The organism is Nocardia otitidiscaviarum (genome assembly GCF_007362295.1).
GTDB classification, from domain to species: Bacteria; Actinomycetota; Actinomycetes; order Mycobacteriales; family Mycobacteriaceae; genus Nocardia; species Nocardia otitidiscaviarum.
In genome coordinates, this window is sequence record NZ_CP041695.1 from 2503780 (window position 1) to 2525418 (window position 21639).

Sequence of the window (21639 nt, forward strand, 5' to 3'; positions counted from 1 at the left end):
TGCGGGTGATTGTGTCCGGTGCTCGTATCGCTCAGCGCGGGCCGTTGGTGTTGAGGTAGACGACCGGTCCGCCGTCGAAGTGGCCGCGGGCGTCGAGTGCCAGCAGGGCCGCGAGGGCCTTGGCGGTGTAGACGGGTTCCAGTTCGAGGTGTTCGAGGTCGGCGGCAAGCCGTCGGGCCGCCTCGCCCTCGGCGGTGGGGTGGCCGTAACCAGTGCCGAGCCAGTCCGTGACGATCTCCAGATTGCCTGTGGGCGTGACGTTTTCGGGTAGGCGCGCACCGCGGCGGCGGAGCAGGCGTGCGGTGCGGTGGGTCAGGCGGGTGAGCGATCGGTGGTCCAGGCGCAGGGTGTCGTTCACGACCACGCCCACCACGCGCGTGGACAGGCCCGCCAGCCGCAGGCCGAGGGCCAGCCCGGCCACCGTCCCGCCCGACCCCACCGGGGTGACGAGATGGGTCGGCTCGGGCAGCTCCCCGGACCGCACCTGCTCGGCCAGCTCCAGCGCCGCCTCCACATAGCCGAGCGCGCCCACGGGGGAGGAACCGCCCGCCGGGAGCGGATACGGCGGGCGCATGCCCGAGAAGTGCCGCGCGAGGAGCAGGGGCGCGGCCAGTACGATCCGCGCCCTGGTGTGGGTGAAGCGCAGCTCCGCCCCGGAGGCGCGCAGCCGCTCCAACTGTCGCCGCACATGGTCGTCCACCGGCTGATCCACCAGCGCCAGTACGGTTTTCAGCCCGTGCTCGCGCCCGTAGAGCGCGGTCGCAAACCCCAGTTGGTACCCAGCCCGCCCACGGTGACGATGGTGCGCCGCCCCCGCCGCAGCGCATCCGGCAACAGCCATTCGAGTTTGCGCACCTTGTTCCCACCCCACCCGCCGTCCCCGAACGCGCTGTCGTCCTTCACCCACAGGTCCGCCCCGGCCCCCAACGCCGTCAGCCTCCGCACCGGTGTCGGCCGGGTACCGAGCGCCAGATGCGGCAGCGTCCGCGAGAGTTCCGGATGCAATCGGTGCAGCAGAGGAGTCACGCGCGCAGCGTATCCCGGCCACGCGCCGCTCCGGCGAGCCCAGCACCCCCCGGCCCCGGCGAAGGGCGGAATGATGAGCATTTCCGGCGAATCGGGCGCATGCTGAATCATGAGCACGAACAATTCCGGCGGGAGCCGTGCGGGGTTGGCGTTGGCGATCGCCGGGGTGGCGGTCGTTCTCGCGGCGGCGGCGGTGCTGTTCGCGGTGAGTCGGGACGGACTCGATTCCGGTGACGGCGCGACGTCGGCGCGGCCCACCCCGGGAACGGCGTCCGTCGCGCCGACCACCGCACCCGGCACGGGAGGCGTCGGGTCGGGAACGTCGCAGCCCGGAGTTTCCGCGTCCGACCCGGCCGCCCCGACCACTCCGTCCGACCCGGATCATTTCGCCTATCAGCCACTGTGGCCCTTCGCCACCGCCGCCGACGCCGCCGACTGGCAGCGCGCCTACCGCGAGGGCGGCCATCAGCCGTGGCATCTCGACGCCCCCGCCGTCGCCCTCATGTTCACCCAGCAGTACCTGGGCTACGGCAGTGTCGACCGGGTGGTGAACACCCAGTACCGCGAGGACGAAGCGTGGATCACCGTCGGCTACGCCCGCCCCGACGATCCCGGCCATGTCGGACTGCCCGCCGCCATGCTGCACCTGGTGCGCTTCGGCAGCGGTCCGGACGCGCCGTGGGAGGTGGTCGGCACCGAGGACCGCACCCTCACCCTCACCACCCCGCCGTACGGCTCGCAGGTCGGTTCGCCGATCACGGTGGGCGGCCGCATCTCCGGCGTGGACGAGAGCCTCGACATCCAGGTCCGCCAGCTCGGCCGCGAGCAGCCGGTGGGCACGGTCGGCCGGATTCCCGCCGGTGGTATGGATACGCCGTGGTCGGCGACGGTCCCCGTCGATGCCTCCTGTCCGGGCACGCTCACGGTGGCGGTCGCGACCGGCGGCCATGTCACCGATGTGGAGCGCTTCGCGGTCACCGGGGTGCGCTGCTGAAAACCGTTCAGGATTCCAGTTTCTCGGCCAGCGCGGGCAGCCGGTCCACCATATCCACCACATAGTCGGCGACCACGTCGATCATGACGGGCCGCTCCACCTTCAGCCCGCCGTCCAGCCACACCAGCATGAGTTCGGCCGCGCCGCCGGTGATCAGCTGGGCCAGGGCGGTGAGCGCGTTGTCCTCGCCCTCGGGAATGTCGAGCAGCAGCCGGGCCTCCTGCATGATCACCGCCGCGACCCGCCGCATCCCCTCGAAGCGCCGTCGCATGAGGCCCTCGCTGCCGTGCGCCTGCGCCAGCGCGATATTGGCGCGGCGCGGATCGTCGGTGAGCGCCACGATGAGCGCCGCCACCCCGGCTCGGATCTTGTCCGCCTGGTCGCCCTCGGTGTCGGCGATGGCGGCGCGCGCGGAATCGAGTGCCGCGCCTTGGATCTCGTCGAGCAGATCGCCGGCGAGCGCGTCCAGGTCCGGAAAGGATTCGTAGAAGAACCGCGGCCCGACCCGGGCCTGCTCACAGACCCCGCGCACGGTGAGGGCGGACAGCCCCTGGGTGCCGATGATGTCGAGCGCGGCGTCCAGTAGGCGGCGACGGCGCTGCTCGCGCCGTTCGTCGGTGGTCGCTCCGCGATAGGTCCCGCCGAATTCCCGCCTCACACCGACCAGCTTGGCACACTTATCGGGAAACGACTGTTTACGGAAACCATCGTTTCCGGTACTGTGAGATTCATCTCGAAGGGAGACCGACGATGAATCTCCTTGTGCCCCGGGACTTCCGGGATCCGGTCGGCCATGCCCGCCAGGTGCGGGCCCGGCTCAATCAGCGGTTACAGCGCGCGGTCGGCGGGGTGGCGGAGCGCTACCCGTCACCGCCCCGCCCGCTGGCGACACCCCCGCCGGGCAGCGGCCTGAAACCGGTCATGGGTGATTTCGGGCCACCCTGGATCGGCTATATGCTCAGCTCGCTCGCCGACCCGATCGACTTCTCCCGCAGGCGATTACGGGACTACGGGCCGGTGAACTGGGCGGGCGGCTTCGGACGTCCGATCGTCGGCGTCGGCAGCCCGGAGGCGCTGGAGCAGGTGATGCTGGACCGGGACCGGGTGTTCTCGGCGCAGCGCGGCTGGGAATTCCTGATCGGCCCGTTCTTCCGCGGCGGCCTGCTACTGCGCGATTTCGACGATCACCTCTACCATCGCCGCATCCTGCAGCAGGTCTTCACCCGGCCGCGCCTGGACGGCTATCTCGAACTCACCTCGCCACTGCTGGCCCGGGGCATCGCGGACTGGCGGCCGGGGCCGGACTTCCGGCTCTACGACGCGGTGAAACGGCTGTTGCTGGCGCAGGCGACCGCCGTCTTCGCGGGCGCGGAACTGGGTCCGGAGAGCAACCGGCTGTCGCGGGCGTTCGAGGACGCCGTGCACGGCGGCACCGCCATGATCCGGGCCGATGTCCCCGGCGGCGTGTGGCATCGCGGCCTGCGCGGTCGGCGCATGCTCGAGGAGTACTTCCGGCGCGAGCTGCCGCGGCGGCGCGCGGGGGAGGCTGCCGATCTGTTCAGCGTGCTCGCCCGGGTGGCGACCATGCCCGAGCACCGGCTCACCGATGCCGACGTGATCGCGCACATGATCTTCGTGATGATGGCCGCGCACGACACCAGCGCCATCTCCATCGCCATGCTGGCCTACGAGCTGGCCCGGCACCCCGACTGGCAGGAGCGGCTGCGAGCGGAGTCGCGCGCACTGGGCAAGGCCGAGCTCGACTACGGCGACCTGGCCCGGCTGCCGAGTCTGGACCTGGCCTTCAAGGAGGCGCTGCGGATGTACGCGCCGGTGGCTCAGCAGGCCCGCGAGACCATTGCCGACACCGATATCGCGGGCCACTACGTGCCCGCGGGCACGCTCGTCATGACCGCGCCGTACACCATGATGCGGCAGCGGGAGTTCTGGCGCGATCCGGACGCCTTCGAGCCGGAGCGCTTCGACGCCGACCACCGCGAGGACTCCGCACACCGCTTCGCCTGGGCGCCGTTCGGCGGCGGGGCGCACAAGTGCATCGGCCTCTACTTCGGTGGGATGACGGTGAAGGCGGTGCTGCACCGCATGCTGCTGGCGTACCGCTGGAGTGTGCCGCCGGGGTATCGGGTGCCGCTCATCGCGGGTACCGGACCGCTGCCCGCCGACGGGCTGCCCATGCGGCTGGAACGGCTCGGCGCATGAGGATCGAGGCCGATCTCACCCGCTGTGCGGGGCACGGCATGTGCGAGGCCGTCGCACCCGAGCTGTTCCGGGTGGGCGATGACGAGCGGGTGGCCGTGCGGTGTGCCGAGGTGCCCGAATCCGAGCGGGAGGTGGCCCTGTTGGCGGTGGACAGTTGCCCCACTCGGGCGCTGCGTTCGGCCTGATCACGCGGGTCTCGAAATGTAATACCGACCGCGCGGTAGCTACTCAACAGCTACTGGTCGGTCTACTGTGCGGCTATGGATATGGCACTCGAGTGGGACCGGCACCCAGGTACCGGCCTGCGCCTGGCGAATGAACTAGCGGGAGCGGCGGGACTGTTCCAACTGGAGGACGTCGCCCTCGACCAGCCATCCGACCTGCTCGGCACCATTGCCGCCCGCTCGGACGGCCGCCTGCTCGGCTGGGCGGAGCTACGCGCCGCCGGACCCCGCGACGCCTGGGTCCAGGTCATCGACGCCGATCGGCTCGTACGCTCCATCCGCCTGGGACACACCGACGACACGCCCGCCACGCCGGACGAGACCGAGGTCTTCGCCACCCTCATCGCCTCCGCCGCCGGACACGCCCAGGGCGCGGGCTACCGCGTGCTGCGCTGGGAGGGGTCCGACACCGGTCCGGAGGGGCAGGCCGCCGCACTGCTGGAGGCCGATGTCATCGGTGAGGTGGCCCGGCTGTGGACCGCCGAGCTGGGCAGCTGGGAACCGCCGGAGGGGGCCGGGGCCATCGCCGCCGACCAGTGGATTCTGCACGCCGAGGCCGAGTCCACCGAGCCGCCCGGCAATCTGTTCATCGTGGCGTTGCTGGGTGAGGGGACCACCGATCCGATCGCCACCATCACCGCGACCATCATCGACGACATCGCCTACATCAACACCGGCGAACAGATCTCCTACGCCGACGTCGACTCCGACCGCCTGGCCGGTCTCGTGGTGGCGCTGCTGGCCGAGATCCAGGATCGCTTCCCGACCGTCGCCATGCTGCGCGTCTTCGAGTTCGACGACGCCACCGTGCGCGCGGCCCTCGAGCACGCCGGACTGGAGTTGGCCGCGCACTTCCGCGATTACGAGCTGGTGCTGGTCGAGGACTGACCCCGCGCGGCGATCCGGTCCAGCCCGTCGAGCGCGCCCAGCATCAGCTCCACATTGTCGTGGACGAATTCGTCTCGGGCATAAGGGGTTTCGCCGTAGGCCAGGGCGGTCGTGGTCTCGCCGAAGGCCGCCACCAGGAAGCGTGCGGTGAGTACCACCGCCCGGTCCTCGGCCCGCGCGCCCGCGACGAGTCCGGCCAGGATGGTCGCGAAGGCGGTCACATAGTCCTCCGACCGCTCCAGTCTGCGCCGGGCGCTGCCGGGATGGCCGTATGCCTTGGTGGACAGGAATTTGCCCTTGGCGGGCTGGCCGAGGAAGAAGTCGGTGATGGCCTCCACCACCGCCGTGATGTGGGCGTGCCGGTCGGGCGGGGTGTCGCGGACCGCGGCGTGCACCGTCTGCGCCAGCTCGCGCGCCGCGGCGTCGAATGCCGCCGCGGTGAGTTCGTCCAGATCGGCGAAGCTCTCGTAGACGAACCGGGTCGACAGGCCCGCCGCCGCGGCCACGCGCCGCACGGTCAGCGCGCCCGCTCCCTCGCGTGCCATCACCACGATGGCGGCGTCGACCAGCTGCTCGCGCCGACCGCGCATCCGCTCGTCGGCCGCGATCCCGCCGTAGCGCCGGGCGGCCTTCATCGACGCGGCTCCGACATGGTGGTCCGCGTCACTGCCGCCGAATGTTGACACATTTGTTTCCTGAAACCTACCTTTCTAGACACAAATGATTCCTCAATGTGGAGGCGTTGCCATGGCCAGCCCCGTGTCGGAAATCTACGCGACCGACGACCCCGAACCCGCGCGCCGGGGAGTCGCGCCGGACTCGCCGACGGCCCGCTACGCCGCCGACTGGCGACTGATCATGCTGGCCCCGAGCGCCCTGCTGCTCCAGGTCGCCCACCCAGTCATCGGTTCCGGCGTGGCGCAGCACTCGGTCTACACCACCGACCCGCTGGGCCGCTTCGACCGCTCCTACTGGCCGACCATCGCCCTGGCGTTCTACGGGGACGACACCGCCGCCTACGGACGCGACATCCGCGCCATGCACAAGGGCATCACCGGCGTGGACCACGCGGGCCGCCGCTACCACGCCTGGGAACCGGAGGCGTACTTCTGGGTGCTCGGCACCGCGTACTGGGCCTGCACGGTGGTGGCCGAACGCTTCGGACGAGGACTGTCCCGCACCGAGAAGGCCGACCTGTACGCGGGCTGGCGGCAGGCCAGCCTGCTCGCGGGCCTGCGCGAGCGCGACGCGCCGCCCGAGGTGGCCGACTTCGACCGATTCTTCGAACGCATCCTGACCGAGCGACTCGAGCATCACCCGAGCGTGGACGACGTGCTCGCCACCCTGCGCCGCCCACCGGCCCCGGCCGGTATGCCCGCCCTGCTGTGGCGGCCGATCATGTGGGGCATCGTCGGACCGTTCGCGGCCTGGGTGAACACCGGCGTCCTGCCGCCCCGGGTGCGCGACCTGCTCGGCCTGGAGTGGACGGCGCGCGACGAAGCGCTGCTCCGCGGCTGGGCGGTGCTGGTGCGAACCGTCGACCGAGTGCTGCCGCGTCCGGTGCGCGAGATCGGCCGCACCGTCGCGCTGTGGCGCAAGGACGCCATCATCGCCACGGCCCGGCAGGCAGCCGCGAGGACGCACGTCGCATAGACCTGTCGTGCCCCGCGTCCGCGGAGAGGTGGCCGACCTCTCCCGCCTTGTCGACCGGGTGCGCTGTGGCCTGATCGGCGGCGGGCTAGCGGACGTCGCGGGGGACCCCGAGTTCGCGGTCGAGGTAGCGCAGGTCGGGGTCGTCGCGGCTGCCGTTGCGGAAGGCGCGGAAGACCAGGTCCTGGGGGTGGTGGACGGCGAAGACGTCGCGGAAGGTGGCGACGGTGCGGTGCGGGATGCCCGCCAGGCGCGGGTGGTAGCCGGTGTGGGCCTCGGGACCCTCCCAGATGAGTGCGCCGCTCTGCGGGGCGAAGGTCCAGCCGAGGGCGGTCATGCGGCGGTCGAATTCACCCGCGCCGAGTCCGGCCACATCCCAGCCGCTGGCCTCGTTGTGCAGGCGGCGGCCGTGCAGGAACTGCACGAAGCACGGATCCGGTCCGGGGTGCGGGGTGCTGAGGCTGAGGACGCTGTCCCAGGGCAGCGTGGTCAGCGCCCAGGCCAGCCGGACGGTGAAGTCGGCCCAGTCGTCACACGCCGGGGCGGCGGCGCGGGCGGTGGGGCGTTCGGCGGGCAGGCCGTAGGAATCGGTGCCGGGAGCGTCCAGGCTCCAGGTGGCGCAGCGTAGTCGGCGCGGGGCCATGGCCAGCCCGGCGTCCAGTACCGCCACCACCGAGGCCGCCACCCGCCGCCGCGCCTCGACCGCCTCGCCGCGTCGCCAGCCGGTGTGCCAGGCGCGCGCCAGCTCCGGTCGCCGCCATACCCGCTCCACCGCGCGTAGCTCCGGATTGGGCTGTGTCGCATCCGATTCCAGGGGTAGCGGGCAGGGCTCCCAGAGTCCGTCCGGCTGGTCGCGCAGCACGGTCAGCAGGTGTTCGGCGGCGGCGGCGTCATCCGGGACGGGCAGCAGGACTTCGATGGCACAGCCCTGCTGCGCGAAATGAACGCACCGCCCGGTATTTTCGTCACGCAGTTGCAGGAAGCGCGGATTCCAGTCCAGGCCGGATTCGAGGTCCTCCTCTTCGAGAAAGTGCGGCATGCTGCGCAACAGTCCGTCCCACCTGTCCTCACCCATCTCCCTCTCCTCCCGATTCCCGGCGGTTAAGTTACCGGGGGCGGCAATCACCTTGCCCGGCAAGGGTTGCCGGTGCACAGTGGAGCACAGCATGGTAGAACGTGTTCTAGTTTTCGCTCGATGAAGGATCTCGATGAACTGGTACACCGGGAATACCACCTACGACACCGTGCTCGCCATCGGCTTCGCATTCGCGGCATTCGTGCTGATCGGCGGGCTTTTCGGACAAAGTCCGTACGGTCGATTCGCGACGGCGAAGCTGGGTCTCAACCTGAACCCGAAACTCGGCTGGTGGCTCATGGAGATTCCGGCGACCGTGGTTTTCGCGGTCTGCTTCCTGGCCGGGCCGAACCGATTCGAACCCACCGCGCTGGTGCTGGCCGCCATCTGGGTGCTGCACTACGGCAATCGCGGCTGGTTCTTCCCGCTGTCCATCCGCCAGGTGCCGGGCAAACGCGGCAGTTTCAACATCTCGGTGCTGGCCATGGGCATGTTCGTCACCGCCCTGCACGGCTACCTCAACGGCACCCTGTTCAGCCACGACTACCTGGACCGGTACGACACCGACTGGCTCACCGACCCGCGCTTCCTGATCGGTCTGGTGGTCTACCTGTGCGGCTTCGCGCTACTGGTCCACTCCGAGAGCATTGTTCGCAATCTTCGCGACAAGAACGATCCGGGCGCAACGGAATACAAGATCCCCTACGGCGGCGGCTTCCGATTCGTCACCAGCCCCACCTATCTCGGCGAGCTGATCGCCTGGACCGGATTCGCCATCCTGACCTGGGCGCTGCCCGGTGTGGTGATCCTGCTGATCACCGTGGGCAATCTGGTGCCGCGCGCCTTCGCCACGCATCGCTGGTACCGGGAGAAGTTCGCCGACTACCCGGCGGAGCGAAAAGCCCTCATTCCCTTCGTGATATGAGAAATTGTCCGACACGGAATTCCCCAGGGACGGGATTGGGCTACGGTAATCGCATGGCGCGTCTGGTGAGTAAAGAACAGTACTTCGACCAGGGCCTCGACGTTTTGGCACAGGCCGGTTTCGCCGGGCTCAATATCGGGGTGCTGTGCCGGGCGCTGGGTGTCACGAGCGGGTCCTTCTACCACCACTTCGGCAGTTGGCAGGGATTCGTGGACGCCCTGCTGGCCTACTGGGAGGGGCAGCAGGCCAGACGGTTGCGCGAGCTGGAGTTCGGCAGCGGCACACCGGAATCCGATGTGGACAAACTGCGCGAACTGACGCTGGGGCTGCACCACCGGGCCGAGGCCGCCATCCGCGCGTGGGGCGCGAACGACGCCTCGGTCGGCACGGTGCTGCGCCGGGTGGACGACGCCCGGCGCCGGATTCTCGGCAAGGCGATCGCCGGGGTGGTGGGGGATCGGGCCGCCGCGGCCCATCTCACCTCGCTCGGCATGGCCATGCTGGTCGGCTATCAGCAGCTCTCGGCGGCCGGGCACCGCGACGACTTCGCCCCGCTGCTGGACGAGTTCGTGCGCCTGGTGTTCTCGCACGCGCACGTGGTCGCCTGATCCGGCGCTAACGGCCGCGCGGTCCGTACGAGTCCCGCGCCCCGCGCTCGAACTTGTTGCGGTACATGGCCGTATCCACCGTGTGCATGAGATCGTCCACCGCCGTCGGCGCGCTCTCGGCGACGGCGGTGCCGATGCTCGCGCCCAGCGTCACCGGATGTCCGTCCACCGCGAACGGCGCGCCCAGGGCCGCGAGCATCTCCTCGGCCAGCTTCGCCAGCTCGTCGGCATCGCATCGCTCGACCAGCACGATGAACTCGTCGCCGCCGATGCGCGCGGCCATTCCGCCCACCGCGGAGACGGTGGTGAGCAGCCGGGTCGCCACCTCCCGCAGCACCCGGTCGCCGGTGGCGTGGCCGTACTCGTCGTTGATCTCCTTGAAGCCGTCCAGATCCAGATAGCAGACGCCGACCGGCGGCTCGGCCGCGCCGAGCCGGTCGAAGAACAGCAGCCGGTTGGGCAGGCCGGTGAGCGGATCGTGGTGGGCGTCGTGCCACAGCCGGTCGGAGAGCTGTTTGCGTTCGGTGACGTCGACGGTGACACCCACCAGAAAACGCGGCCGCCCGTCGCCGTCGCGTACCACCGACATGGACAGGTCGATGGTCTTGCAGCTGCCGTCGGGGCGTTCGTGCACGGTCTCGGTGCGGAAGCGGTCGGTTTCGCCGGTGAGCAGCCGTTGGAACTGGTCGAAGGCGTCGCCGATATTCTGCGGTCCGAGAATGTCGGCCACCGAACGGCCCGGCATCTCCTTCGCGGGCACACCGAGGGTTTCGGCCATGGCGGCGTTCACGTCCAATACCTGGCCGGTGCTGATGTCGATGGTGCCGATACCGACCGAGGCGGCGGTGAAGATGGCCTCGAACCGCGCCTCCGACAGCTGTCGCCGCGCCTCCGCCTCCCGGGCCGCGGTGAGCGCCGCGGCGAGGGTGGTCTCCTGTTCGGCCAGCGCGGCCTGGCGTAGTCGGTCGGTGAACGCGGCCGCGAATTCGGCCGCCACCGCGGCGGCCCGCTGTCGGCCCGGGTGGTAGTCGGCGGCCGTGGGGTCGGGGTATTCGGCGTCGAACATCTCCCCGCAGATCAGCAGCACCGAGTGGTGGACGGCGCGGGCGTCGCGGTAGTTGGCGTCGACCAGGGCGGCGGCCGCCGCACCCGCGACCGCCGGATCGCCCGTCCCCCGGATCGCCGCCAGCAGACCACCGGTGTATTGCCCGAGCAGCACCTCCACCTGGGCGCGGGTGAGCGTCGGCGCGACCGCGCCGTCGAGAAGTTCGGCCCATCGCACGGCCACATCTCGCGCTCCCACCGCAACCCCCTGTCGAGTCCGTCGAGTCAGGGCTTCCGACCCACGCCCGCCAGACCCAGTGAGCGCCCCGGTGCCTCGTGCTGGTCGCGTTCGGATTCCGGCCGCCACAGCGGCAGCTCGACGACGCCGGGTTCGATCAGTTCCCAGCCGTCGAACATGGTGGTGATCGCCTCGCGGGACCGGAAGTGAATACCGATCTTATTCTCGTTCTCGGCATTGGCGCCCAACTTGGCGGCGTCCTCGGGACGCTGCGCCGAGGTGAGGTGCGAAATCGCCACGTAGCTGCCGCCCGGCACCGCCGCCCGCAACTCCGACACCAGCTCCGCGGGCCGGTCCTCGTCGCCCACCAGGTGCAGCACCGCGACCAGCAGGATGCCGACGGGCTGGGAGAAGTCGACGAGTCCGGTCGCGCGGGCCCGCTCGAGCAGGTCGGCGGGTTTGCGCAGGTCGGCCTCGATGGCCCCGGCGCGCTCGTTACCGCTCAGAATGGCCTTGGCATGCGCCACCGCCACCGGGTCGATATCCGCGTACAGCACCCGCGCGGCGGGGTCGATCTCCTGGGCGATCTCGTGCACATTGCCCGCGGTCGGAATGCCGGAGCCGACGTCGAAGAACTGCCGCACCCCCGCGTCCATCAGGTACCGCACCGCCCGCCGCAGGAACGCCCGGTTGCTGAGCGCCAGCCGGGGCAGGTCGGGGACCAGCTTCTTGCCCATCTCGGCCGCCTGCCGGTCGACCTCGAAATTGTGCGAGCCGCCCAGCAGCGCGTCGTACATGCGTGCCGGACTGGCCTGGGTCATGTCCACGCCCTCCGGGGCCCACGCCGGTCTGTCCATTCGAAACCCTCCTGCGAACCAACGATCTCGGACCACGCCGCGGGCGGGCTGATCCGCTGCCGGATGCTCCGTGTTCATGATCACCCGGGCCGTGCTCTGCGAATGGTAGCCCGCGTACTCCAGAACTATTGCAGCGACATGTTTCTCATCGGCCGGGGCCGGGTGCGGCCGGGGCCGGGCAGGTGCTGTCGGTGACGAGGGGAACGCAGACGCCGGTGATGTCCTCGAGCAGCAGCCGCCCGCCGATCACCAGTGCCGCCAGCGCCACCGCTCCGAAGAACAGCACCCACACGATGCCCGGGATCCGGGTGAGCCGGGCCAGCTGGTCGGCGTCGGAATTGGGCTCGTGCGCGCGATTGCGCTGGAGTTCCACCACCGGGCGCGCTGCCGCCAGCAGCAGGAACCACGCGGCGAAGTAGGCGAACCCGGCCTGGAGGTCGTCGGTGCCGAACCAGGAGACCGCGAATACCGCGCCGCCCGTGACGAAGACCGACAGCAGCCCGAAACCATTGCGCACCTTGAGCAGTACCGCCGCCAGCAGGGCGATGGTGGCCCACAGCATGAGCGTGATCCGGTGCGCGCCGAGCAGCGCCGCGTAGCCCAGGCCGAGCAGCGCCGGAGCGGGGTATCCGGCCATGGTGGTGAGTACCATCCCGAGGCCGTACGGCTTGCCGCTGGACACCGTGAGCCCCGAGGTGTCCGAATGCAACCGGATGCTGTTGAGCCGTCGCCCGGTGAGCAGGGCGACGAACGCGTGGCCGCCCTCGTGCGCGATGGTGACCACATTGCGGGTCAGCCGCCAGGTGGGGCGGTAGAGCACGATCAGCAGGGCCGCGATTGCGGTGCCCAGCACCAGCCACCACGGCGGCGGCGTCTGCGTACCGGTGAGGCGGTCGACGATCGAGTTCCCGCGTTCGACGAATTCGGCGATCTGCACCGCCGCACCTTACCCGCGCATCACGGCTTGCGCCCGATGCCGCCGCGCACCGAGGTGCTCTCGCCCTCGGGTGGCTCGTCGGCCCGCCAGCGGTCGATGGGGACGATGCCCGGCGGCACCAGCTCCAGTCCCTCGAACACGCCCTCGACCTCGGCCGGGGTGCGGGGATGGTAGGGAGCGCCGCCGGTCTGCGCGTAGTTCTCGCACAGCCGGACGTAGGCCGGATCGTCGGTGGTGCCGTCGTTGAGCACCAGGTAGCTGCCCGACGGTACGGCGGCCATGAAGGTGTCCACGATGCGCCGCACGTCCCGGTAGGTGGGGGCGTGGCCGAGAACGCCGTGGAACATGACCGCGATCGGCTTGGTGAAGTTCAGGACCTGCCGCGCGGCGGTGACGATGTCCTCGGGGTGGTTGAAGTCCGCGTCGATATAGGTGGTGACGCCCTCGTCGGTGGTGCTGGTGAGCAGGGCGCGGGCGTGTGCGAGCACCATGGGGTCGTTGTCGACGTAGACGACCTTCGCCTCGGGCGCGATGCCCTGGGCAACCTCGTGCGTGTTCTGCATGGTGGGCAAACCGGTTCCGACATCGAGGAATTGGCGGATCCCGGCCTCGGCGGTCAGATAGCGCACCGTGCGGATGAGGAAGCGCCGCGATTCGACGGCCATGGTGCGGATGCCGGGGTAGGCATCGATGCCCGCCTCGCCCGCGATCCGGTCGACCTCGTAGTAGTCGCGTCCGCCCATCCAGAAGTTCCAGATCCGGGCCGAATGCGGGATATCCGTGCGTATCCGCGGTTGCGGCGGGTGGGACATACTCGATCTCCTCTGACGCTCGGCGTGGAATCTACGCCGTACACCGCCGTCTCGCGGGCATTTCACCGACCTGTGATCGGGAGTCGCGCTGGACCGCGCCGCGGATTCGCGCCAGACTGCGCGAATGAGCAGCGACACAGTGGATCCGGTGGTGGAGACCGCGACGGGGAAGGTGCGGGGTGCGCCGAACGGTCACGGCGGCAGCGTGTTTCGCGGCATTCCCTTCGCCGCGTCGCCGGTGGGTGGTTCGCGATTCGCGCCGCCGCGACCGCATCCGGGCTGGACGGGGGAGCGGGCCTGCGTTCGCCCCGGCTCCGCCGCCCCGCAGTGGCCGTCGCGGCTGGAATCGGTGCTGGGAACCCGGGTTCCGGACTGGGACGAGGACGGCTGCCTGAACCTGTCGGTGTGGACCCCGGGCGACGTGGATCCTGCCGCGGCGCGCCCGGTCCTGCTGTGGTTCCACGGCGGCGGATTCACCAGCGGCAGCGGCGGCTGGGATTGGTACGACGGCGCCCGCCTGGCGGCGCTCGGCGATATCGTCGTCGTCACCGCCAACTACCGGCTGGGACCGCTCGGCTACCTGTATCTGCCCGAGATCGGGGCCGCGAATCTCGGCGCGCTGGACCAGGCGGCGGCGCTGCGCTGGGTGGCCGACAATATCGCGGCCTTCGGCGGTGATCCGGAGCGCATCACCGTGGGCGGGCAGTCGGCGGGCGCGTTCTCGGCACTGGCCCTGGCCACCGATCCGTCGACCGGCGCGCTGGTGCGACGGGTGATCGCGCAGTCCGGCCCGTGGCGGATGCCGCCGATGGACGCGCTGGCGGCGCGCGATATGACCGAGTCCTATCTGCGGATTCTCGGCATCGCCGCGGACGGGCAGGTAGCCGATCGATTGCGCGAACTGCCGGTGGGGCGGCTGCTGGCCGCCTACGCCCGGCTCATGGCCGAGACGGGGCGGCCCGGATCCATGGAACCGCCCATGTGGCCGGTGCTGGGCGGGCCGGGAACGCCGCGACCGTTCGACCAGGCCGTCGCCGCGGGCGCACTGCGCGGGAAGCAGGTGCTGCTGGGCTGGACCGCCGCGGAGATGGGGGCGTTCTTCGCTTTCAATCCGGCGATCCAATTGCTGAGCTGGGAGAAGGCGGCGGCGTTCGGGGTCACGCGGGAACGTGCGGACGTCGACTATCCGGGGGCGACCCCGGCGCAGGCGGTGTCGCTCGCGCTGGGCGAGCACTATTTCGCCGCCGGGGCCCGGGAAATCGCCGATACGCTTGCCGCCCAGGACAATCCGGCCCATCTGTATCGGTTCGAACGTGGCCCCGCCGTCGATCCCGACGGTATCGGGGCCTGCCACTGCGCGGAGCTGCCGTTCCTGTTCGGCACCTTCGACGCCTTCCCCAACGCTCCCATGCTGGGCGAAATCGGCGCGGACGACCGGGAATTGGCCACGGCGTTCGGCGGTGCGCTGGCCGCCTTCGTCGCCACCGGATCGCCGAACGGATCCGGTCTGGAGACCTGGCAGCCCTACCGCGGTGACGGCGCCGCCGAGGTCCGGGGATTCGGCGTGCCGACACGGCAAAGGTAGTGGTCACTGGACATATCGGGTTTGCGGGAGTATCACAACGGGTATGGGCTCCGATGTAATCGGTGTCAGCGACGCCGTGGAAGAAGGTGGTCCAGGTGTCGGCGAATTTGCCGGTGCGCCTGTGGCGGGTGCAACCGTGGAACCCGAATCCGCTCATGCGCGCATCGGATCGGTGGGAGGCGCTGATCTGGCTCGTCGCGGTGCTCGCGGCACTGGTGGCGGTGCCGCTCGCGGGAGCCATCGGCACCACGGCCTACACCGGGGCGGCGGCGCGCATCGCCGCCGAGGACGCCGGTAAGACCCTGGTCACCGCCACCGTCGTGGGTATGCCCGACGATGTGACCGGTGCGGGCGGCGGGGTGCGGGTGGAACGTTTCCCGGCCACCGTGCGCTGGGACGCCGACGGCCGCACCGGTGAGGCCGATGTCAACCTCTCCACACCCGCGGTCGCCGGGGCCGATGCCGAGGTCTGGCTCGGCGCCGACGGCACGCCCACCGCGCCACCGGCCAAGCCGGGATCGGCCGCCGCCGAGGGCGTGGGCACCGGGCTGGCGATTCTGGTCGAAACCTGGTGTGCCGCAGCCGCACTGGTGTGGGTGACGCATACCGCGCTCACCGTGCGCCGCAATGCGCGCTGGGATCAGGAGTGGCGCACCATGAATCATTCGATCGGGCGCGACACCCTCTGAGGACGCGACACCCCTCCGCGAACAGCCGGACTCAGTATTCGCCGTCGACCAGATTGCGCAGCGGTTCGCCGGCCAGATACCGCTGGATCTCGCCCACCGCCACCGCGTAGGCGCGCTCGACACTGCCGCGGCTGCTGCCGCCCACGTGCGGGGTGAGCAGCAGACCGGGCGCGTCCCAGAGTGGATGGTCGGCTGGCAGCGGCTCCGGGTCGGTGACGTCCAGGACGGCGCGCAGCCGCCGGGCGGTCAGTTCGGCGAGCAGCGCGTCGGTGCGCACCACCGGTCCGCGCGCGGCATTGACCAGGATCGCGCCGTCGTGCATGCGGGCCAGGAAATCCGCGTCCACCATGCCCACGGTGCGGCTGGTGACCGGGACGGTGAGGATCACCGCGTCGGCGTGCGGAATCAGATCGGGTAGTTCGTCCACCCCGTGCACACCGTCGCGGGCGCGGGTGCCCACCACGGTCACCGGGGTGTCGAACGGGGCGAGCTTGCGGCGCATCTCGGCCGCGAGATCGCCCGCGCCGACGATCAGGACGCGTTTGCCGTGCAGGGTGTCGGTCCGGTGCTGGGTCCACCGGTGCTCGCGCTGCGCCACCGCGAACTCGGTGAATTCGCGGTAGACGGTGAGCAGCCCGGTGAGCGCCCACTCGGCGGTGCTGGCCCCGTGCGCGCCGCGCGCGGTGGACAGCAGCACCCCCTCCGGGATCCGTCCGACCCACGCCTCGGCACCGGCGGTGAGCAGTTGGATCAGGCGCAGCTTCGGCAGCTCCCAGGCCAGGGCGGCAGCGGCCGATCCGGCGAGGAAGCCGGGCACCAAGATCTCGGCGTCGGCACCGCCCGGAGGCACCGGACCGCCGGGCTCGTAGCGCACCGCCCGCACCCCGTCGAGTGCCGACACCGCTCGCAGCCCGTCATCGTCGGGAATCAACACAGTCGTCGCCATGAGCGTCACGGTAGTCCGGCCGCTGCGGCGCCCTGGTGCGGACGATACGACGCGGCCGCCGCCCGCTGGTGCGGACGGCGGCCACGGCCACGGCGCGGCTGGTCTCGTGGTGGTGCGCTTGGTCGCCTAGTAGTAGTGCCTGCGGCCGCCGATGGTGCGTCCGGCGGAGCCGAGGAGGGCGAGCACCACGCCGACGACGGCGAGGATGACGCCGAGGGTGGTGAGGATCGGAATGCCGAGCAAATATCCGGCGACGAGCAGGATGAGGCCGAGAATAATCATGATCGGGTCCTATTTCGATGCGGGCGAGGCCGGTTTGCCGGTGGTCGGGCGGTGCAGGAATCGATTGAACGACCAGGTGGGCGTGGAATCCGGGGTGGAGCGCGGGCCGGGAGCCTTCTCGTTCACGTCCGCCGGTGTGGCCGATTCCTTACGGGCCGCCGCGATCTCGCGCTTCGACTTGCGGAGTTCACGCCGTGCGGCGCTGCCGCGCCGCGATGCCGTCCACACCGCCGTCAGGAGCAGGATGAGCCCGCCCGCGCCGATGGCGCCGACGAGCATGCCGTAACCGAACACCGCCCCGGAGGACAGCTCGTAGTTCTGGCCGAAAACCGTGAAACCGTTGGAGAGCGTGTTGTTTTCGCCGTTGTTCTCCTGGACACCGGCAACGCCCACGGCCACGGCGCCGAGGAGGGCGATGAGCCCGATGATGGTCAACATATCGCGGCTATTCCCGCTACGCCGCCACCCAAACCGTCACGAGCCGCGGTTTTCGCGACACGCCGCGCGTGTTCCTTGACACGCGAAGCGGTTTGGTGCGGCCGCGTGCGGTTACGCGAGAAGCGACGATGTACTGCCTTCGAGAGGGGTGGCCGCCATGGCCTACACCTATCAGCTCCCCAATTACGCGCGCGAGGTGGATCTCGCCGAGAGCGCACTGCTCGGGATGAACTCGGTCCATTCGGTGAACCGGGACAACGCTTCCGAGTCCATTGTGGTGACCGCCGACCTCAGTTACGGCGAGGTGCTCGAGGTGATCCGAGACAGCGGCATCTCGGCACGCTGAGCCCGCACGGCATGCCGGGGTGCGCGACGGCGCGGGGACGCGCGTGACCACGGCGGCGGGATGCACGGCGAGCCGCGCCTACCCGTGGGCAACATTGAGGCAAACTTCGGGGCATGTCCCCTTTGCCTGGTTGCCCCCGCGGGTAGCGGCACCCGGTGGCCGCGCCCTTCCGGCAGATTCCCGCGCCCATGCTGGCGGTGGCGGGGCCGCCGCCGGACGTGCAGGGGTGGGCGGTGGAGATGAAATGGGACGGTGCCCGCATCATGGCGGTGTGCGCGGCGGGGGAGTGTCGGCTCTACAGCCGCAACGGCAGGGATGTCGGCGGGTCGTATCCGGAACTCGTGGCCGCGCTGCGGGCGCTGGCGGGGGAGCGGACCCTGATACTCGATGCCGAGGTGATCGCCGCCGACGCCGACGGCGCGCCTTCCTTCGGCCGCCTGCAACGGCGGATGCATGTCGCCCGGCCCGGTGAGCAACTGGTGGCCGAGGTGCCGGTCCAGCTGTTCGCCTTCGACGTCCTCGCCGTGGGCGCACGTGATGTCACCGGGCTGCCCTATCTGGAGCGACGCCGACTGCTGGCCGAATTGCCGCTCACCGCACCGCTTTCCGCGCCGCCGCACTGGCTCGGGGTGGAAGCGGGAAAGCTGCTCGCGGTCGCGCGGGAGCATCGTTTGGAGGGCATCGTCTCCAAGCGCGTCGACTCGCCGTACCTGCCGGGGCGTCGCTCGCCCGCCTGGATCAAGACGCCGCTGCGCCGCAGTACCGAAGTGATCGTCTGCGGTTGGACTCCGGGCAGCGGTGGACACCAGCACACCTTCGGCTCCCTGGTCCTCGGCGCCCACGACGCCACCGGCACGCTGGTCTACATCGGCAATGTCGGCACCGGCTTCACCCAGGCGGTGCGCCGCGTGCTGCGCGCCGCCCTCGACGACATCGCCCTGCCCGCAAGCCCGTTCGCCACCGCGCCACCGCTGTCCGGGCGCTGGCACTGGGTGCGCCCGGTACTCGTCGGCGATGTCGAGTACCGCGAATTCACCGACCGCCTGCGCATGCCCAGCTGGAAGGGCCTGCGTTCGGACAAGACGGCGGCCGAGGTGCTGCTGCCCGAGACGGCGACCACGCCGGATGGGTGAGGGGCGACCGACGGGCGCGCCGGAGGCGGGCGGTCGCCGAGGCGCGCACGCAGGGCCACCGAGTCGTGGTCTGGCACCGGGTCGCATCCTCGTCGTTGCCACGACCCGTGTCGGTTCCGCGTCGTCGCCCTGCCGCGCGGACGATCCGTGCCGGGCTGGCTGCGATGGCGGTCAGCTGCCGGACCTGAGCATTTCACCCGCCGCGTGTGAGGGGCACCGCGCGGCCCGGACGTAGCGTGAGCGCATGGGCACCGTCCTGGGCGAATTGCTGCCGCTGGCCGTCGGTATCGCGATCTCGCCGATACCCCTGGTCGCGGCCATTCTGATGATGCTGTCGCGCAATGGCTCGGGGGCGGCGGTCGGGTTCGCGGCCGGTTGGGTCGCCGGGATCGCCGTGGCCACCACCGTGGTGCTGCTTATCGCGGGCGCGGTGGGCGGCGGCGGGACACACGAACAGGCCGCCGCGGTGTCCTGGGTCAAGATCGGGCTGGGCGGGCTGCTGCTGGTGCTGGCGGTCGGACAGTGGCGGCGGCGCGGCGAGACCGAACCGCCCGGCTGGATGCGCTCCCTCGACGACTTCACCCCGATGCGGGCGAGTGGTCTGGGCGTACTGCTGTCGGCGGTGAACCCCAAGAATCTGCTGCTGTGCGTGTCGGCGGGGGTGGCCGTCGGCACCAGCGGGCTGGGCGCGGGCGGGCAGGTGGTCGCGGTCGCCGTCTTCACCGTGCTCGCCGCCTGCGGCGTGCTGGCAGTGGTGGTCGGTTATCTGCTGGCCGCGGATCGGCTGGGTCCCGCTCTCGACAGCACCCGTAAGTGGTTGCAGGCCAACAATCACGCGGTCATGGCCATCGTGCTGCTTGTGATGGGATCGGTGGTGCTCGGCAAGGGCGTCGGCGGACTGTAGCCGAGACCGTGATGTGCCGGAAACGCCCAGGCGGCGACGCCCGGGCGCAGGCTTCCGAATCGGCCGAACCGCGGCTCAGGAAAGCGCTTTCGCTTTCAACTGCTCGAATTCCTGTTGGGTGATGGCGCCCTCGGCCAGCAGTTGTTTGGCGTCGGCGATCTGGGCCGCCGGATTGGTTCCGGCGGTCTTCCGGATGTAGTCCTGTTCGGCCGCCTGCCATTGCTTGGCTTCGGCGGCCGAGCGTTCCTGCATTCCGCCGCCGCGCACGATCAGATAGATCAGCGAGGTGATCAGCGGCAGGAAGATGAGGAAGACGATCCAGACCGCCTTCACCCAACCGGAGGTCTCCTTGTCACGGAAAAGGTCGCCGATGATGTAGAACAACAGCAGCAGATAGGCGATGAACGCGAAGCTCACCAGAATCAGCCAGAGCACTTCCCAGAACGACATATCGCACCTCGGTTGTCTAGGACGGACGTCGCCTCGGCAAGACGACTGCCGCCACGCTATTTCGCGCTCCGCGGTCGGGGATCACCTCATTCGGGTGAAGAATCGCGCTGTGGCGCGGTGCTGATCAGGGCGCTCACCCACCGGGTCGACGGATCGATATCCAACAGCACCGCCTTGAGCAGCAGCGTGAGCGGAATCGCCAGCAGTGCGCCGAGCGCGCCCAGCACCCAGGCCCAGACGATGAGTGACAGGAAGGTGATCGTCACGCTCAGTCCCACCGCGTCGCCGACATATTTGGGCTGGATCACCGACTGGATCACGAAGTTGATCACGCAGTAGAGCAGGATCACCCACAGCATCAGACTCGGCCCGCCCTCGAGCAGAGCCAGCAGCGCCGGTGGTACCAGCCCGATGACGAATCCGATATTCGGAATGAAGTTGGTGATAAACGACAGCAGCGCCCACAGCAGCGGCAGCGGCACCCCGAGCCACCACAGCGCGACTCCATCGAATACCGCGACGATCAGGCCGAAAACCGTGGACACCACCAGGTACCGGCGGGTGCCGGCGGCGAAGCTGCTCAGGGCGTAGGCGATATCGGGGCGCATCCGGGACACGATCGCGACCCGGCGATCCATCGACATGGCGTCGAAGGCCATGAACAGCAGCAGCGCCAGTACGAAGGCCAGATTCGACAGCACTCCCGCGAGTCCGCTGAGCGCGGTATCGAGCAGCGTGACCAGTTGCTGGAAACTGAGTCCGCTCAACATGTCCTGGATCTGATCGCCGCCGACGCCGAGGCCGTGCAGCATCGATCGGATACCGTCCATCAGATCGTCGAAATTCGCCGAATAGCTCGGCAACTCGGTCGCCAGCCGAGCGGCCGACAGGATCAAAACGAACAACAATCCCAGCACGATCGCGTACGCCGCGAGCAATGCCAGCCCCATCCCCAGCCACGCGGGCCAGCCGCGCCGCCGCACCCAGGCTTGGATCGGTGCCACGGCGACGGTGAGCATGAGGGCCAGGAATGTCGGCCCGACAATTCCCGCGAATGCCTTGACCCCGGCGATGGATATGACGGCGGCGGCCGTCGCCAGCAGGACGATGAGGCCGCGAGGAATGGACCAGGGGTGCTGCGAGGCGCGTCCTTTCCTCGGTGCGGTCGCCCGCGATCCGGACAGGGGCGGGTGTAATTCTGAATGGCATCCGGCCGGATCTCCTCACCCGTTTCGGGTGACGCGGCAACAAGGTCATCTCAGTTCCCGGATCGAGGAGTCACGTCCACTAAACTCCGCGAGCAGAGCACGGTGAGAGACAGGAAGTCGGTACGCCTCGGGAGGCACGATGACTGCAGCGCACGGCCTC

27 protein-coding genes are annotated in these 21639 nt (G+C 70.0%); 13 read left to right on the forward strand and 14 right to left on the reverse strand.

The annotated features are described in order from the left end of the window. Window positions 1–31: 31 nt before the first annotated feature. Both FOH10_RS10860 and FOH10_RS35535 read right to left on the reverse strand, forming a co-directional pair. A complete protein-coding gene (locus FOH10_RS10860; RefSeq protein WP_244961871.1) occupies window positions 32–841 on the reverse strand; it encodes a pyridoxal-phosphate dependent enzyme in 810 nt (269 codons plus the stop codon). Continuing rightward, entirely contained in the window at window positions 730–1026 is a 297-nt protein-coding gene (locus FOH10_RS35535; RefSeq protein ID WP_244961872.1) for a hypothetical protein, read from the reverse strand. Before FOH10_RS35535 ends, FOH10_RS10860 begins: the two co-directional genes overlap by 112 nt. Window positions 1027–1135: 109 nt before the next feature. On the opposite strand from FOH10_RS35535, the gene FOH10_RS10865 reads away from it, so the two are divergent. Next, window positions 1136–2020, forward strand: a complete 885-nt coding sequence (locus tag FOH10_RS10865) for a hypothetical protein (protein ID WP_228813843.1) — start codon at window positions 1136–1138, stop codon at window positions 2018–2020. A gap of 7 nt (window positions 2021–2027) precedes the next feature. On the opposite strand, the gene FOH10_RS10870 is transcribed toward FOH10_RS10865, so the two are convergent. Next, window positions 2028–2678 carry a TetR/AcrR family transcriptional regulator gene (locus FOH10_RS10870; protein WP_039813911.1) on the reverse strand — a complete coding sequence of 217 codons (651 nt, stop codon included), beginning with the start codon at window positions 2676–2678 and terminating at the stop codon, window positions 2028–2030. Window positions 2679–2770: 92 nt separating this feature from the next. Here FOH10_RS10870 and FOH10_RS10875 point away from each other — a divergent pair, with 92 nt between their 5' ends. The 3 genes from FOH10_RS10875 to FOH10_RS10885 all read left to right on the forward strand — a co-directional run bounded on the left by FOH10_RS10875 (window position 2771) and on the right by FOH10_RS10885 (window position 5352). Next, window positions 2771–4240 (forward strand): cytochrome P450, encoded by a 1470-nt coding sequence (locus FOH10_RS10875; protein WP_143980618.1) that lies wholly within the window; start codon window positions 2771–2773, stop codon window positions 4238–4240. Next, window positions 4237–4425: a ferredoxin gene (locus FOH10_RS10880; protein ID WP_143980619.1), complete on the forward strand. Its 189-nt coding sequence runs from the start codon at window positions 4237–4239 to the stop codon at window positions 4423–4425. Before FOH10_RS10875 ends, FOH10_RS10880 begins: the two co-directional genes overlap by 4 nt. A gap of 75 nt (window positions 4426–4500) precedes the next feature. Next, window positions 4501–5352 carry a hypothetical protein gene (locus FOH10_RS10885; protein ID WP_143980620.1) on the forward strand — a complete coding sequence of 284 codons (852 nt, stop codon included), beginning with the start codon at window positions 4501–4503 and terminating at the stop codon, window positions 5350–5352. On the opposite strand, the gene FOH10_RS10890 is transcribed toward FOH10_RS10885, so the two are convergent. Continuing rightward, on the reverse strand, window positions 5325–6038 hold the full coding sequence (locus FOH10_RS10890; protein WP_143980621.1) for a TetR/AcrR family transcriptional regulator: 714 nt from the start codon (window positions 6036–6038) through the stop codon (window positions 5325–5327). The two genes, FOH10_RS10885 and FOH10_RS10890, sit on opposite strands and share 28 nt — an antisense overlap. Before the next feature lie 61 nt (window positions 6039–6099). Between FOH10_RS10890 and FOH10_RS10895 the strand changes: the two genes are divergently transcribed. Then, the gene (locus FOH10_RS10895) at window positions 6100–7005 is read left to right on the forward strand and encodes an oxygenase MpaB family protein (protein ID WP_186000790.1); all 906 of its coding nucleotides are present in this window, start codon (window positions 6100–6102) and stop codon (window positions 7003–7005) included. Between the two features lie 85 nt (window positions 7006–7090). On the opposite strand, the gene FOH10_RS10900 is transcribed toward FOH10_RS10895, so the two are convergent. Continuing rightward, on the reverse strand, window positions 7091–8077 hold the full coding sequence (locus FOH10_RS10900; RefSeq protein WP_039813920.1) for a TY-Chap domain-containing protein: 987 nt from the start codon (window positions 8075–8077) through the stop codon (window positions 7091–7093). A 133-nt stretch (window positions 8078–8210) separates the two neighbouring features. Between FOH10_RS10900 and FOH10_RS10905 the strand changes: the two genes are divergently transcribed. Then, complete coding sequence (locus FOH10_RS10905) at window positions 8211–9002, forward strand: phosphatidylethanolamine N-methyltransferase family domain-containing protein (protein ID WP_143980623.1); 792 nt, start codon at window positions 8211–8213, stop codon at window positions 9000–9002. Window positions 9003–9055: 53 nt separating this feature from the next. Further along, on the forward strand, window positions 9056–9610 hold the full coding sequence (locus FOH10_RS10910; RefSeq protein WP_039813926.1) for a TetR/AcrR family transcriptional regulator: 555 nt from the start codon (window positions 9056–9058) through the stop codon (window positions 9608–9610). A gap of 7 nt (window positions 9611–9617) precedes the next feature. Here the strand turns inward: FOH10_RS10910 and FOH10_RS10915 are convergent, their stop codons facing one another. The 4 genes from FOH10_RS10915 to FOH10_RS10930 form a co-directional block, all read right to left on the reverse strand. Then, a complete protein-coding gene (locus FOH10_RS10915) occupies window positions 9618–10898 on the reverse strand; it encodes a sensor domain-containing diguanylate cyclase (RefSeq protein ID WP_244961874.1) in 1281 nt (426 codons plus the stop codon). A gap of 41 nt (window positions 10899–10939) precedes the next feature. Beyond that, window positions 10940–11749: an SAM-dependent methyltransferase gene (locus tag FOH10_RS10920; RefSeq protein WP_143980625.1), complete on the reverse strand. Its 810-nt coding sequence runs from the start codon at window positions 11747–11749 to the stop codon at window positions 10940–10942. A gap of 145 nt (window positions 11750–11894) precedes the next feature. After that, window positions 11895–12686, reverse strand: coding sequence for a M50 family metallopeptidase (locus tag FOH10_RS10925; RefSeq protein ID WP_143980626.1), 792 nt, complete (start codon window positions 12684–12686; stop codon window positions 11895–11897). A 20-nt stretch (window positions 12687–12706) separates the two neighbouring features. Then, window positions 12707–13498, reverse strand: a complete 792-nt coding sequence (locus tag FOH10_RS10930; RefSeq protein WP_143980627.1) for an SAM-dependent methyltransferase — start codon at window positions 13496–13498, stop codon at window positions 12707–12709. Between the two features lie 124 nt (window positions 13499–13622). Here FOH10_RS10930 and FOH10_RS10935 point away from each other — a divergent pair, with 124 nt between their 5' ends. Together FOH10_RS10935 and FOH10_RS10940 are read left to right on the forward strand one after the other, a co-directional pair. After that, window positions 13623–15083, forward strand: coding sequence for a carboxylesterase/lipase family protein (locus FOH10_RS10935; protein WP_143980628.1), 1461 nt, complete (start codon window positions 13623–13625; stop codon window positions 15081–15083). 95 nt (window positions 15084–15178) lie between these two features. Then, window positions 15179–15772, forward strand: coding sequence for an Rv1733c family protein (locus FOH10_RS10940; RefSeq protein WP_143980629.1), 594 nt, complete (start codon window positions 15179–15181; stop codon window positions 15770–15772). Window positions 15773–15803: 31 nt separating this feature from the next. Here FOH10_RS10940 and FOH10_RS10945 read toward each other — a convergent pair whose 3' ends face one another. Beyond that, window positions 15804–16718: a 2-hydroxyacid dehydrogenase gene (locus FOH10_RS10945; protein ID WP_143980630.1), complete on the reverse strand. Its 915-nt coding sequence runs from the start codon at window positions 16716–16718 to the stop codon at window positions 15804–15806. Between FOH10_RS10945 and FOH10_RS36045 the strand changes: the two genes are divergently transcribed. Then, the gene (locus FOH10_RS36045) at window positions 16717–16848 is read left to right on the forward strand and encodes a hypothetical protein (RefSeq protein WP_255056090.1); all 132 of its coding nucleotides are present in this window, start codon (window positions 16717–16719) and stop codon (window positions 16846–16848) included. The genes FOH10_RS10945 and FOH10_RS36045 overlap by 2 nt on opposite strands. Here the strand turns inward: FOH10_RS36045 and FOH10_RS34775 are convergent. Together FOH10_RS34775 and FOH10_RS10950 are read right to left on the reverse strand one after the other, a co-directional pair. Next, window positions 16845–17000: a DUF6131 family protein gene (locus tag FOH10_RS34775; RefSeq protein ID WP_085996422.1), complete on the reverse strand. Its 156-nt coding sequence runs from the start codon at window positions 16998–17000 to the stop codon at window positions 16845–16847. The genes FOH10_RS36045 and FOH10_RS34775 overlap by 4 nt on opposite strands. 9 nt (window positions 17001–17009) lie before the next feature. Further along, entirely contained in the window at window positions 17010–17438 is a 429-nt protein-coding gene (locus FOH10_RS10950) for a LapA family protein (RefSeq protein WP_143980631.1), read from the reverse strand. A 157-nt stretch (window positions 17439–17595) separates the two neighbouring features. Between FOH10_RS10950 and FOH10_RS10955 the strand changes: the two genes are divergently transcribed. The 3 genes from FOH10_RS10955 to FOH10_RS10965 all read left to right on the forward strand — a co-directional run bounded on the left by FOH10_RS10955 (window position 17596) and on the right by FOH10_RS10965 (window position 19821). Further along, window positions 17596–17784, forward strand: coding sequence for a hypothetical protein (locus FOH10_RS10955; RefSeq protein ID WP_143980632.1), 189 nt, complete (start codon window positions 17596–17598; stop codon window positions 17782–17784). Between the two features lie 188 nt (window positions 17785–17972). Next, window positions 17973–18917, forward strand: coding sequence for a non-homologous end-joining DNA ligase (ligD, locus tag FOH10_RS10960; protein WP_143984004.1), 945 nt, complete (start codon window positions 17973–17975; stop codon window positions 18915–18917). A 244-nt stretch (window positions 18918–19161) separates the two neighbouring features. After that, on the forward strand, window positions 19162–19821 hold the full coding sequence (locus FOH10_RS10965; RefSeq protein ID WP_143980633.1) for a GAP family protein: 660 nt from the start codon (window positions 19162–19164) through the stop codon (window positions 19819–19821). Window positions 19822–19896: 75 nt separating this feature from the next. Here the strand turns inward: FOH10_RS10965 and FOH10_RS10970 are convergent, their stop codons facing one another. Continuing rightward, entirely contained in the window at window positions 19897–20271 is a 375-nt protein-coding gene (locus tag FOH10_RS10970) for an SHOCT domain-containing protein (RefSeq protein WP_143980634.1), read from the reverse strand. Window positions 20272–20357: 86 nt separating this feature from the next. Further along, window positions 20358–21455, reverse strand: a complete 1098-nt coding sequence (locus FOH10_RS10975; RefSeq protein WP_143980635.1) for an AI-2E family transporter — start codon at window positions 21453–21455, stop codon at window positions 20358–20360. Window positions 21456–21639 lie beyond the last annotated feature (184 nt).

Bases quoted from the DNA above. Each gene is read 5' to 3' on its own strand.
- FOH10_RS10895 (WP_186000790.1), top strand. From the start codon at position 6,100: ATGGCCAGCCCCGTGTCGGAAATCTACGCGACCGACGACCCCGAACCC.
- FOH10_RS10885 (WP_143980620.1), top strand. From the start codon at position 4,501: ATGGATATGGCACTCGAGTGGGACCGGCACCCAGGTACCGGCCTGCGC.
- FOH10_RS10905 (WP_143980623.1), top strand. From the start codon at position 8,211: ATGAACTGGTACACCGGGAATACCACCTACGACACCGTGCTCGCCATC.
- FOH10_RS10880 (WP_143980619.1), top strand. From the start codon at position 4,237: ATGAGGATCGAGGCCGATCTCACCCGCTGTGCGGGGCACGGCATGTGC.
- FOH10_RS10875 (WP_143980618.1), top strand. From the start codon at position 2,771: ATGAATCTCCTTGTGCCCCGGGACTTCCGGGATCCGGTCGGCCATGCC.
- FOH10_RS10945 (WP_143980630.1), bottom strand. From the start codon at position 16,718: ATGGCGACGACTGTGTTGATTCCCGACGATGACGGGCTGCGAGCGGTG.
- FOH10_RS10950 (WP_143980631.1), bottom strand. From the start codon at position 17,438: ATGTTGACCATCATCGGGCTCATCGCCCTCCTCGGCGCCGTGGCCGTG.
- FOH10_RS10965 (WP_143980633.1), top strand. From the start codon at position 19,162: ATGGGCACCGTCCTGGGCGAATTGCTGCCGCTGGCCGTCGGTATCGCG.
- FOH10_RS10930 (WP_143980627.1), bottom strand. From the start codon at position 13,498: ATGTCCCACCCGCCGCAACCGCGGATACGCACGGATATCCCGCATTCG.
- FOH10_RS10920 (WP_143980625.1), bottom strand. From the start codon at position 11,749: ATGGACAGACCGGCGTGGGCCCCGGAGGGCGTGGACATGACCCAGGCC.
- FOH10_RS10970 (WP_143980634.1), bottom strand. From the start codon at position 20,271: ATGTCGTTCTGGGAAGTGCTCTGGCTGATTCTGGTGAGCTTCGCGTTC.
- FOH10_RS36045 (WP_255056090.1), top strand. From the start codon at position 16,717: ATGAGCGTCACGGTAGTCCGGCCGCTGCGGCGCCCTGGTGCGGACGAT.
- FOH10_RS34775 (WP_085996422.1), bottom strand. From the start codon at position 17,000: ATGATTATTCTCGGCCTCATCCTGCTCGTCGCCGGATATTTGCTCGGC.
- FOH10_RS10900 (WP_039813920.1), bottom strand. From the start codon at position 8,077: ATGGGTGAGGACAGGTGGGACGGACTGTTGCGCAGCATGCCGCACTTT.
- FOH10_RS10865 (WP_228813843.1), top strand. From the start codon at position 1,136: ATGAGCACGAACAATTCCGGCGGGAGCCGTGCGGGGTTGGCGTTGGCG.
- FOH10_RS10910 (WP_039813926.1), top strand. From the start codon at position 9,056: ATGGCGCGTCTGGTGAGTAAAGAACAGTACTTCGACCAGGGCCTCGAC.
- FOH10_RS10935 (WP_143980628.1), top strand. From the start codon at position 13,623: ATGAGCAGCGACACAGTGGATCCGGTGGTGGAGACCGCGACGGGGAAG.
- ligD (WP_143984004.1), top strand. From the start codon at position 17,973: ATGCTGGCGGTGGCGGGGCCGCCGCCGGACGTGCAGGGGTGGGCGGTG.
- FOH10_RS10860 (WP_244961871.1), bottom strand. From the start codon at position 841: ATGGCTGTTGCCGGATGCGCTGCGGCGGGGGCGGCGCACCATCGTCAC.
- FOH10_RS10955 (WP_143980632.1), top strand. From the start codon at position 17,596: ATGGCCTACACCTATCAGCTCCCCAATTACGCGCGCGAGGTGGATCTC.